This is a genomic window from Sphingobacterium multivorum (assembly GCF_900457465.1).
Lineage (GTDB): Bacteria > Bacteroidota > Bacteroidia > Sphingobacteriales > Sphingobacteriaceae > Sphingobacterium > Sphingobacterium multivorum.
Map to the genome: position 1 here is coordinate 249,338 of NZ_UAUU01000008.1, position 11,155 is coordinate 260,492.

Annotated in this window: 13 protein-coding genes; 6 read left to right on the top strand and 7 right to left on the bottom strand. The window is 40.0% G+C overall.

Going from position 1 to position 11,155, the window contains the following annotated elements; genetic code table 11:
• Positions 1 to 252: 252 nt before the first annotated feature.
• The gene (locus DTA23_RS09505; RefSeq protein ID WP_112374543.1) at positions 253 to 711 is read left to right on the top strand and encodes a hypothetical protein; all 459 of its coding nucleotides are present in this window, start codon (positions 253 to 255) and stop codon (positions 709 to 711) included.
• Between the two features lie 14 nt (positions 712 to 725).
• Here DTA23_RS09505 and DTA23_RS09510 read toward each other — a convergent pair whose 3' ends face one another.
• From DTA23_RS09510 to DTA23_RS09525, 4 genes are all read right to left on the bottom strand, one after another.
• Entirely contained in the window at positions 726 to 1,325 is a 600-nt protein-coding gene (locus tag DTA23_RS09510) for a DNA-3-methyladenine glycosylase (protein ID WP_112374544.1), read from the bottom strand.
• 225 nt (positions 1,326 to 1,550) lie between these two features.
• A complete protein-coding gene (locus tag DTA23_RS09515; RefSeq protein WP_112374815.1) occupies positions 1,551 to 2,420 on the bottom strand; it encodes an alpha/beta fold hydrolase in 870 nt (289 codons plus the stop codon).
• Positions 2,421 to 2,653: 233 nt separating this feature from the next.
• Positions 2,654 to 3,250, bottom strand: a complete 597-nt coding sequence (locus tag DTA23_RS09520) for a DUF4142 domain-containing protein (RefSeq protein WP_070568583.1) — start codon at positions 3,248 to 3,250, stop codon at positions 2,654 to 2,656.
• Positions 3,251 to 3,338: 88 nt separating this feature from the next.
• Complete coding sequence (locus tag DTA23_RS09525) at positions 3,339 to 3,836, bottom strand: DinB family protein (RefSeq protein ID WP_112374545.1); 498 nt, start codon at positions 3,834 to 3,836, stop codon at positions 3,339 to 3,341.
• Between the two features lie 269 nt (positions 3,837 to 4,105).
• Between DTA23_RS09525 and DTA23_RS09530 the strand changes: the two genes are divergently transcribed.
• Both DTA23_RS09530 and DTA23_RS09535 read left to right on the top strand, forming a co-directional pair.
• Positions 4,106 to 4,561, top strand: a complete 456-nt coding sequence (locus tag DTA23_RS09530; protein WP_218565335.1) for a hypothetical protein — start codon at positions 4,106 to 4,108, stop codon at positions 4,559 to 4,561.
• A 114-nt stretch (positions 4,562 to 4,675) separates the two neighbouring features.
• Entirely contained in the window at positions 4,676 to 5,476 is an 801-nt protein-coding gene (locus tag DTA23_RS09535; protein ID WP_172462366.1) for an inorganic diphosphatase, read from the top strand.
• A gap of 122 nt (positions 5,477 to 5,598) precedes the next feature.
• Here DTA23_RS09535 and DTA23_RS09540 read toward each other — a convergent pair whose 3' ends face one another.
• Positions 5,599 to 7,056: a sensor histidine kinase gene (locus DTA23_RS09540; protein WP_112374547.1), complete on the bottom strand. Its 1,458-nt coding sequence runs from the start codon at positions 7,054 to 7,056 to the stop codon at positions 5,599 to 5,601.
• The gene (locus DTA23_RS09545; protein WP_112374548.1) at positions 7,046 to 7,399 is read right to left on the bottom strand and encodes a PAS domain-containing protein; all 354 of its coding nucleotides are present in this window, start codon (positions 7,397 to 7,399) and stop codon (positions 7,046 to 7,048) included. The genes DTA23_RS09540 and DTA23_RS09545 overlap by 11 nt, the downstream gene beginning before the upstream one ends.
• Before the next feature lie 154 nt (positions 7,400 to 7,553).
• Between DTA23_RS09545 and DTA23_RS28830 the strand changes: the two genes are divergently transcribed.
• The 3 genes from DTA23_RS28830 (at position 7,554) to DTA23_RS09555 (ending at position 9,634) form a co-directional block, all read left to right on the top strand.
• Complete coding sequence (locus tag DTA23_RS28830; RefSeq protein ID WP_239468699.1) at positions 7,554 to 8,000, top strand: cation diffusion facilitator family transporter; 447 nt, start codon at positions 7,554 to 7,556, stop codon at positions 7,998 to 8,000.
• Positions 8,001 to 8,127: 127 nt separating this feature from the next.
• A complete protein-coding gene (locus DTA23_RS28835) occupies positions 8,128 to 8,433 on the top strand; it encodes a cation diffusion facilitator family transporter (protein WP_239468698.1) in 306 nt (101 codons plus the stop codon).
• Between the two features lie 262 nt (positions 8,434 to 8,695).
• Positions 8,696 to 9,634 (top strand): SPFH domain-containing protein, encoded by a 939-nt coding sequence (locus DTA23_RS09555; RefSeq protein ID WP_070568567.1) that lies wholly within the window; start codon positions 8,696 to 8,698, stop codon positions 9,632 to 9,634.
• A 46-nt stretch (positions 9,635 to 9,680) separates the two neighbouring features.
• Here the strand turns inward: DTA23_RS09555 and DTA23_RS09560 are convergent, their stop codons facing one another.
• Positions 9,681 to 10,907 carry a RagB/SusD family nutrient uptake outer membrane protein gene (locus tag DTA23_RS09560; RefSeq protein WP_218565336.1) on the bottom strand — a complete coding sequence of 409 codons (1,227 nt, stop codon included), beginning with the start codon at positions 10,905 to 10,907 and terminating at the stop codon, positions 9,681 to 9,683.
• Positions 10,908 to 11,155 lie beyond the last annotated feature (248 nt).

Below are 11,155 nucleotides of genomic sequence, written 5' to 3' on the forward strand. Positions count from 1 at the left end.
TGTTCGTTAAAAGTGAATAATAGACGGGGGGATTTTGGCACCGTTTTTATCTGCTGTTAGGCTTATTGGAAGGCATAATAATTACTATTCGCCGAGATTGACTTTATATTCGTGTATCAGTCCCAGAAAATAACTTGATATCTTTGTAAGCTTACTTGAAGGAGTTGTCAATGCATAAACAAAACGTTATCTCGGTTATATTATTCATAAAACCAAGAAATCAGCAACAGCAATTATAAAATACGAAGTAATATGGGAAAAATTATATTCAGATTTTGGTTGGTTAATGTATTGATAAGTGTCGCGCTATTTGTACTGTACCGACTTGTTATCGCAGAGACGGATACGGCTGCTACGGGATTTCTCGAGACAATCATCGTTATTCTGGATATTATTGTCAATTTGGGTTTTTCAACAATTTATCTTTTCGCGGTGATTTTATGTTCCTTACTATTTTTTCTAAATCATATCGAAAAAATTCGCCGTAATAAAGCATTATCGTTTTTGACATTTTCGGGAATACCGGCTGTTTGCCTGATCTTACTGATCATTTATATTTTGGTTGGATTTTATAGATATCATATGGTTCTTGACCCGTTAAAAATGCTGCTTCTGTTCTCCGTTATTTATCTAGCCAGCACCATCTTAGAATTTATCCTGTTCCGGAAAATAATCGAAAAACAGCAGGCTGACCCGAAAGTTCAGCAATAAACCGCATTGTTATGTTATCCCTTCCTGGCGTATCTACTGTCCTTTACAAAAAAACGCAGGGGTAGGACTGCGTGCTCCTGAGCATAAGCGATACCGATTCGTGCTGCTTTTCCGATTTGTGCTGAACTGTATTTTATTCCCTGATCTTCAATCCATATGCTATCACCGGTCAATAATGCGCCATTAAATGAGGCGTCAATTCCCAAAGCTTTAGCTGTAGATCCCGGTCCGTTGGAGAAGGAGGGTTTTTCGGGTCGCACAGGTCTCCGCAATGCCATTACGTCAATGCCAACCAACGGTTCAATCCCTCTAATTAGAACGCATTGGGGATCGTCTGCTCCAGAAGTCACAATATTCAACAGATGGTGAATACCATAACAGAGGTATACATAGGCGACGCCACCTTCCTTGTACATCGGCTCGGTTCTCGATGTTCTCTTTCCGTTAAATGCATGGGATGCTTTATCCATAATGCCAAAGTAAGCTTCGGTCTCGACAATTCTACCCGCTGTTACCAGGCCATCTTTTTGCGTATAGAGAACTTTTCCTAACAGATCTTCCGCCAGGAATATGGTATTTGTATTAGTGTAATAAGATTGAGGTAGTTTAACCATTTTTTATCCTTCTAACTGTCAACGATTATGTTCGTCGCATGACGGTGATTAAATATAGAGAAAATCATTTGATTCGCTATTCATTAGCCAATCAAATGATTTCAGGGCTTATATTCAGGAGCAGATGAAAAGCCTGTTTATCTTAATTTTCGTGTTTCCTTAGCAGATGTTATTGGTAAGACGGCACAGTTTGACAAACAATAAGTACAGTGTATGTTGTGTGGATTATTTTAAAAAGCTATTCAGATAACCTAAAATGCTACCAGTTTGACCTATCAGGCTGACGTGGCTTTGTCCTGGGATAATAGCTAATTGGGACTTCGGCATTTGTCCAAAGTCACCAACTACTTCACCGCCCAATAATTGATATGTTTTTACCAGCTCGATCTTGTCTAGACCGTCGTTGTCTCCAGCAATCAAGAGTACAGGTGAAGATATTTTGGCAATATTTGCGTCTCCCAGATCATATGGTTGCTGTGCCAATGAGATCATCTGTTCCAAAAATTTTGTCCACTTTGTTTTGTCGGGAGCAACGGCTTCATAGGCTTGCTGCATCGGACTATTTTCAAATAGTGCTGGTTTCATGTTCTGGAAGGCTTTGTTAATTTCCGGCATCCATCCCTTACTTTTATAGGTAGCAGAAATAATGACTAATTCATCTAAGCGCTTCGGATACTGAATGGCAAATTGGTAGGCTACTGCCCCTCCATAGCTGTAGCCAAGCACTGCAGCGTGTTCAATTTTCAGATAATCCATCACTTTGGCAACATCAGCTGCAAGTATGGCGTGGTCAAATTTTCTATCAGAATAGGGTGAATGGCCATGGCCCTGCAACTCAATGGCGATGACTTTCCTGTTTTTTGACAGTTCGGGTATGAGCTGACTCCAGTTTGTGCTGATGGTCATAAAAGCGCCGTGTAATAATACAATCGGTTTTCCAGTACCATAAACTTCATAATATACCTTGCTGTCCTTAAGGTGTACTAAACCTTGAGCCGAGGGTTTAATTTGGGCATAAGATTGCATAACAGTAATCATCATAATGATATAAAGTAATGATTTAAAAATAGTATTGGTTTTGATACGTGTGTTCATAACGAATTTATTTAAAATGTACATGACAAATATCATTACGATTTCCCAGGAAAATACTGTGGAAATACGACAAATATAGGGGCGATTGCGTCAGAAACGCGAGCAGACAGTTCGGTAAAAAAAGATCGGAGCGCGATAATACCCGAGGGGAGGATTTCGTATCGTTGGGGCAGTTGAGGTGTAATTAAAAAAGACAGGGACCAATATCCTATACCAGCCCCTGTGTTTTGCTATTATTTCAACTTATCTTTTACACTTTTAGCATGATCTAGGTGGTTTCTAAGTGTTGGTAGAGTTTTATCTACAAACGCTTTCAGCTCGGTATCTTTAAGATTTTTACTAGCGTCCTCAAACAGCTTGATATCCTTTTCATGGTCTTTAACCATATCTTCGATATACGATTTATCGAAGTCTCCGGGCGACTTTTTGGACAATTCATCCTTCAAATTTTGCTCATCTGTACCCAAGGTGGCTGGTAGCGTGATATTTTTTGCTTGTGCAAGCGTTGCAAGTTCATCATTTGCTTTGGAATGATCTCTAATCATCATTTCGCCGAAGGCTTTTACATCCAGATGCTGGCCTTTTTCCTTTGCCAGTTTTCCAAGTTCTACCTCAGCCATGCCACCGTTCGCTGCTTCAGTAACGAATTTTGCATCGTCTTCACTGACAGCAACAGGCGTCGTTGCCGTATTATTATCGTCTATGTTTTCTGGTGCTTTTGTTTCGTTGATACTGTCCGCTGTTTTTTTGCTGTCGTTATTTGCATTGCCGCAACTTTGGACAGCAACAATAGAAAATGCAATTGCTAGGGTCAAAAATATTCTTTTCATGATCTTATGAGTTTTGATTTCTAGATAAACAGTGGTCAAAACAGTATCGTTTCAAAAAAATGACCAACGCAACTATCTCATATTACATTCACGTGTTTTTTAGCTTCAAAAATTTAATAGTGATACCCAGCTGACCCAGGTGGTAAAAATCGTGATGGATAAGGCCTGTCAGGAGGTATTTGAGGTTATGCGGGAAATCAGGATTCGTATGTTTATAGGGTTGCTCGAGGAAGGAATCGTCTTTGCCGTTGAGAAAGTGAATAACGTGTCGCTGACTATCCCAGAAATCTTCCAACAGCTTTTTCCAGCCTGTTGTCTTCAGTTCGTCATTCGTTCGCCAATTCCTAGCTTCGTTCATTTCGAGTCCCCGTGGATTTCCCTTCAAACGGCTTAGAACCTCCTTACGCCATTCAATGAGATGCGACATCAGTTCCGCTACACTGTGCATTTCTGGGATAGGACGCTCATAAACAGATGATTCGCTCACCGTAGCTAATTTTTTTTCAAAATTTTCATCGATCCATAGATCGGCGTGCTCCACATCCTTTAATTGCTGAATGATATCTTTTATCAGAATAGTGCTCATAATGACTTAGTTTTAAAATGATTAAGTTTGAGATTTTAGAAAGTAAAGAGAACTATACAGGAATTAGTTTTAACCAATTGTGTATTCGTTTAAAATGCTAACATCGTACTGAAGAATTCCAGCTAGCAACGCTGGAATAGTTGCGGAGTGAAAAGGTTCTAGTTAGGATGTAATCAGTAGACAAACTATTATTTGCCGAATCTTGTCCTTCTATCGAGATTCCCTAGGAAAGGCAATCGCTTTATGATCCGGGCTTATACTCGCGTTTTATGGTCTCGAACACTCGTATTGAAATGGCTGATCAAAGATCCACAGCACGTCTGTCTATCAATCAATTAATGAAACAGGCTAAATTGTTAGAATCCGAAGGCAAATTGGAGGATGCTGTCAAAAACTATCATACAGTTATCGCAAAGGATAAGCTGCATACCGCTGCATATAATCGGCTCATGATTGTATATCATAGGCAGAAAATGTACAAGAAAGAGCTAAGTACCATAAAGAAGGCGCTCGCCGCCTATGAAAATGATCTGTTGAAAGATCAGCGCAAATGGAAGAAGCTGAACGGTGGGTCAGCGGACTTAAGTCAGCGTTTGGCTAAAGTACTGGGATTAATGCAGGAGGATGGCCTTCCAAGATATGAAGAACCGCAAGTCATGGCCTGGAGAAAGCGTTTGGGAAAGATAGAGCAATCTATCAAAAAGGCAAAAGGTGTAAAGACCTAGACGCTTTAAATTTGTTATAAAATCGTAAACGAAATTGTAGATGCTACTGTTCACTATAAAACTCATTAGTTTTAATAAGTCGATATTGAGCCGAAACCCATTTTATAAATGACGATGAAATACATATTCTGCACGGTTGAAACACCCAAAAATTCAAATGCTAAATACAACTATGAGCCAAAATGTGGCGGATTTGTTCTAGCAAAATACCTTCCTTTGGGCTCAGTTTTCCCCTATGATTTCGGTTTTATCCCAGGCACGGTAGGAGAGGATGGTGACCCTTTGGATATTATCGTTATTTCGGAACAAGGGACGTTTCCTGGCTGTATATTGAAATGCAGAATAATTGGTGCAATAAAGGCGATACAGCAAAATAAAGATGGCGACACTGTAGAAAATGACCGGTTTTTGGTTGTGCCAGAGGCTTCAGCCGTCTTTGGTCACATTCATCGTGTCGCCCAATTGCCTGAAACCGTGCTCGATGAACTGCAACAGTTCTTCATAAATTATAATAAACAGGAAGGCAAAAATTTCCAGCCTTTGAAAATTCTAAGTGCTAAAGATGCATGTAAGGCAATAGAAAAAGCAAAAAGTAACAGTCAGCCCATCAAAAAAATTGAACTTTTTCTTCCACTCTACGATGCGTCGGGAACACCCTTCTCCGCTCAACTATTTCAGGATATTGGTAAGCAGCTCATTAAAGACTTTGGCGGGATAACAGCTTATACGCGTGCCCCTGCCATTGGTATATGGATCGATCCTAAAAAACAGCCAATTAAAGACGAGAATGTGGTTTATGAAATCATGGTTGCTGAAATCGACCATGCCTACTGGAAACAATTCAAGAAAAAACTTGAAATACAATTTGCCCAGAAAGAGTTAGTTATTAGACAAAGTGAGGTCGGGCTGCTCTAGTCGGTATATTAATACTGTAGATCTGCTGGAATGTAGATCTAGTAGGCTTATAGATTTATTTAGTTTGAAGCGTAGGTGAACGGAAAATCAGAATAGAAAATAGATCCCTTATCCTTGGCGCTTTAAACGTGTATCTGTGAACCATGTTTTCGCAGGATTTCTGCGACCAAATATAGGCCGATGCCAAATCCAGATATGTTAGAAGTATTTAGGTTATCCACCCGATAGAATGATTTAAAAATATTTTTTTGATGTTTGGGCTCGATTCCAATCCCTTCATCCTGAACATATATACGTACTTTTTCGCCTATTATCTGCGTGCCAATAATAATCGTTCCGCCGTGGGGAGAGTATTTTATGGCATTGTTAAGTAAGTTGGCAAAAACCTGATCCATTTTGGGCCAGTCAGCTAAAATATGAACGGTAGGATCGCAACGCAGTTCAATGCTGTGCCGATTCGTTTCCAAATCATTAATACAGTCTCGCATTAATTTGTCAAGCTGAAAAATGGTTTGGTGAAGTTGCAATTTTCCTTCGTCTACCTCCGTTATACTTAGAAAATCCGCAATCATGAGCATCATTTTTCTTACTTGGGATTCGATCTTAGTTCCTATCTGGGCACTTTTTTCACCAAATATAGTTGCATGCTGTTGCATCATCTGCGCACTCATCAAGACTGTGGTGAGCGGTGTTTTGAGTTCGTGGCTTGCTACGGATATAAACGTATTTTTTCGCTTCTCTTCCTGCTTTTTTTCGCTGATATCCCTTGCAATTTTTGATACACCAATGATCTCGCCGAGATCGTTTTTTATGGGGGATATCGTCAGCGACAAATCGACCAATTTGCCTGATTTTGTCTGCCGAACAGTTTCAAAATGCTTGATGGAATGTCCCATGCGCATTCGCCCCAGGATATAATCTTCTTCAGAATGCCTATCTCGTGGAATTAATTTTAGGATGGACTGACCGATCATTTCCGCATTTGAATAGCCAAAAAGATTCGTCGCAGCGTCGTTCCAGCTGGTTATAATACCGTCTAGTGTCTTTCCGATAATCGCATCGTAGGATGAGTTAACAATGGCTGCGAGTTCGGCACTTTTTTCTGTCGCTTTTTTCTGATCTGTCACATCCATAAGCGCTCCGATAATCCTGCGCGATTCTTTGCTGCCGCTAAAGAAAGCCGATCCCGTGATTTTTACAAAGGCAATCCCATGTGTGATAGGTCTTATAATGCGGCAGGTAAACTCAAAATGGCCGTCCATTTTATTTTCGCTCAGCCCTCTCATTTGCTGGAAAATAGCGGGTTGATCTTCCGGATGGATGAGCGTTATCATCGCTTCTTTCTTTTGGATTGGGGCAGAAAGTTCCAAAATTTCTTGAGCCTGTGGGGAAAGTTGAACTATTCCTTTCGCAGCGTCCCAATCCCAGGTCCCAAGTCCGGTAGAGGCGATGGCAAGGCGAAGTCGCTCTTCCTTCTCCTGCAGGATTGCTGTGAGTTTATCTCTTCTTTTTTCTGCAAGTACGGCTTCCGTAACATCTTTGGTAAAACACATCGAATGGACAAATTCGTCATCCTTCATCAAAGCACTGGAATTTATAACAACATGCTTTATATCTCCATTTTTGCACCTCAGACTTTGCTGGATAATCCTCCACACGTTGATTATTTAAAAGCATGTGTAGGATTTTCGAAATGGTATCCTGATCTGTGTGAAAGTCTGCAATGGGGAAACCAATATATTCTTCCTTACGATAACCAAGAAGGTCAAGTTCAGCTTGATTGGCCCAAATAATAACCCCTTCCCGGTTAACCCAATGTAGTGCTAGAGATGCACTGTCGATAAAGTCAGTTAGTTCAGTAATCCGGTTGTTGAGCTCGAGATTTTCAATTCGTAATTGTTCTATTTGTTCGGAGCTGTTCATAAAGATGTCGTATGGTGTTATAAAGACAATTATATGGATATAAAACTACTTTAAAAAAGGTAAAAGTACGGGTCATCTTAATGATAAATAACAAAAATCGCACTAAACCATGTTTGAAGCTATTTAAAGCAAACAAAAATTGGGTGACGGCAGTTTGAAAATAATAGTATCGAATAATTTTAAGTATAATATTTCATGGCGGACAGCAAAAAATAGAGGCTATTATATCATGGACAATAATAAAACATCAATTTACAGTGCCCTTGCTGCCAATCTACTGATAGCGCTGACCAAATTTATCGCCGAATCTTTTACCAACAGTTCTTCTATGATTTCTGAAGGAATTCATTCCACAGTTGATACGGCTAATCAGCTGTTGATATTATATGGATTGAAACGTAGTAAAAAGGCGCCCGACCAGTCTCATCCTTTTGGTTATGGAAAAGAGCTTTATTTTTGGTCCTTTGTGGTTTCTATTCTCATATTCGGTTTGGGTGGAGCGCTGTCCATCTATCAGGGAGTGATGCATATACGGGAGCCCGAATTGATGAAAGATCCTTTCTGGAATTATATCGTCTTGATTCTCTCGCTTATTTTTTGAGGGTACTTCTTTTATTATTGCTGTAAAAGCATTCAACAAAACCCGAAAGGGGGTTGGCTGGTGGGATGCGATCATTAAAAGCAAAGACCCCTCCAGTTTTCTTGTTGTTTTTGAGGATGGAGCAGCAGTGGCGGGACTATTGATTGTCATGATCCTCATGTCGCTAAGCCATTCCCTGCAGATTCCCGAATTGGATGGATTAGCTTCTGTAATTGTTGGGGTGCTGTTGGTTTTTGTTTCGTTTATTCTCGCCAGGGAAAGTCTGAGCTTGCTGTCTACCTATCAGTCTCCTGAAGACGTTATATTGATGCTTATCATTGATTTTAAGGATGATCTTGATACAGAATATATTACCGAAGCAATTACCCGCATCCGTACACGCATTAAAACCGAATTTCAATTTATCCATTATGTCATTATCCAACCAGAATAAATATTAAACGCCAATTAACCTTGATAGCTATTTTAATAGCAGTGGCTTCGTTTTGAAAGTGAGCTTTTGCAAGGACATCGCGGGGGGCTTATGCCAAGATTGCAAAGAACACAGCGTTGGCTAGCACAGTAAAATGTAGCGTTGGGCTATCTTTAGGATGGATAACCGAGTTTCGGAACTTTATCGAAAAATTATGTAAGAAGTAGAAGAATGACAATGTAAACGTGTAAGTTTGTAGATCACCAATATTAAATTTAAGGTTATGCTATATTTAGGAATTTTGGTCTTTTTTGGACTTATTACATTATTTGCTTCATTTTATACGGTAAAGCAAGAGTCTGCGGCCGTGATAGAAAGGCTGGGTAAATTTTTAAAAGTAAGTCATGCCGGTTTGCATTTAAAAATTCCATTTTTGGATCAGATCGCTAAGCGGCTGAATCTTAGGATAAAGCAATTGGATGTCATAATTGATACCAAAACATTGGATAATGTTTTCATTAAGATGAAAGTTTCTGTTCAGTATCAGGTAATCAGAGATAATGTAAAAGACGCGTATTATCGTCTGGAGAATCCCGAAAATCAGATTACATCGTATGTTTTTGATGTTGTGCGTGCTGAAGTTCCAAAAACAAAATTAGATGATGTTTTTGTAAGAAAAGACGATATTGCCATTGCTGTAAAAAGTGAATTGCAGGATGCGATGCAAAGCTACGGTTACGATATTATCAAAGCATTGGTGACAGATATTGATCCTGATGAACAGGTGAAACATGCTATGAACAGAATCAACGCTGCTGAACGCGAGAAAACTGCCGCAGAATATGAGTCTGAGGCACAAAGAATACGAATTGTTGCCGTTGCAAAAGCTGAAGCAGAATCTAAAAAATTACAGGGGCAGGGGATTGCAGACCAGCGAAGAGAGATTGCGAAGGGACTGGAAGAATCGGTAAAAATGCTGAATGCGGCCAATATCAATGCACAGGAAGCTTCTGCCTTAATTGTCGTGACGCAACATTATGATACGCTGAATGCCATTGGAGCAAATAGCAGAAGCAATTTGGTCTTGCTTCCAAATTCACCAACAGCAGCAAGCACTATGCTGAATGATTTGGTAGTTTCAATGGCCGCAGCACAAAAAATTGATGGGCATACTAGTGCGCAATTGCCTGAAATTCCTAAAGATAGCAGTCGGCAGGAATAAAACAAAGGTAGCGTGGTATAAGCGCTACCCTTGTTTTATTGTTTCATTAGTATCCCGGGTTTTGGATCAGATTGGGTTCGACTTGAAAGCTACTTTCGTGGAAAGGCCAGAGGTATTGATGTTTCAAAAATTTTCTATCTTCAATTTTAAGCACCTCAGATTTCCCGTCCGCACTTTGTCGCATATGACCCAATGCAGGTTGATTAAGAACTACTTCTGCTGTTTTCCATCGAAGAATATCACTATAGCGCAGCCCCTCACCGGCAAATTCGACTCTTCGTTCATTGCGAATTAAGTCAATCCATTCTTGTTGAGATCTCACCGTGAGATTGACATCTGCTACATTCATATCGAGTCCTGCACGTTGTCGAATCTGATTGATACAGCTTTTCGCTAATTCATCTACGTTATTCAGCATAATTTTGGCTTCGGCATAGGTCAATAACACTTCTGCGTAGCGTGCCAAAGGAAAGTACATATTACCTCCCGTCCGAAATGCATCAGCTTCATCGACAAATTTCTTAAACCAATAGCCCGATCGGCTGCTTCGTAAGTTTTGATAATAGAATAGACTCTTTGAATCATAAATATCTATTTTTTCTTTGTTGAATAGGTCGCCCTGCCCAAAAATACTTGCTGTGTAACGTGGATCGCGATTTAATTTGGGGTTGAGCTCATATTCCTGCTTGCTGTGTAAGGGGCATTTGTCAATCGAACGTCCTTGTAGTGTCCAATAACTATCAACCAAAGACTTCAAAGGAACGACATAAGATTGCCCATTTCCGGTCTTATATTGTGGGGCAAGATGCTGAAAGGAATTTGTAGCAGAATTATTGTGGCTTTCCATGTCAAATTTGATGATAAACTCCTTATTGGTCTTGTCTGCTTGATAATTGAATAGGCTAGCATATTGGGGGTGAAGTTGATATTTGCCACTGTCCATTATTTCCTTCGCAAGGGTTGCGGCAAGCTCATAGCGTCCATTGTAAAGAGCATATCGCATGACCAACGTTTTGAAGGAGTATTTGTTGAACATATAGGCGTTTGTGGTACCTTCATTTTCAGGGAGCCTGTTTGCCACATCTTGGCTCATTTCAAATAGTTTGTTCAGTATTTCAGCTTTCGGCGTTACTGGAGGTATTGCTTCTTCAAGTGTAACCGGGACTAGGACAAAAGGTACGTCACCCCAAACTTCAGTGATCCTGAAATAATGCCAGATACGTAGGGCTTCTAAGATTGCTTTATATTTTTGTCTTATCGACTCATTTTCCACATAGGGAATGTCAATATTCGCGAGGTAAGTATTGATCCGCCCACGTGTTTATTATATAATGTCCAATAGTACTCAGCCAAACGTGCGTTGCTTGTCATATTGCCATTGGCAATGATCATATGGTGGTCTGTCTCTATTCTAGCATAGGCGTTTATCGCTACGACCATCTAACATATAGAAGAGCAGGCGACGTTCTCCTGGTCCCATAAAAACATCCAAATAACTACTGTGACTACCGACGTAAATCT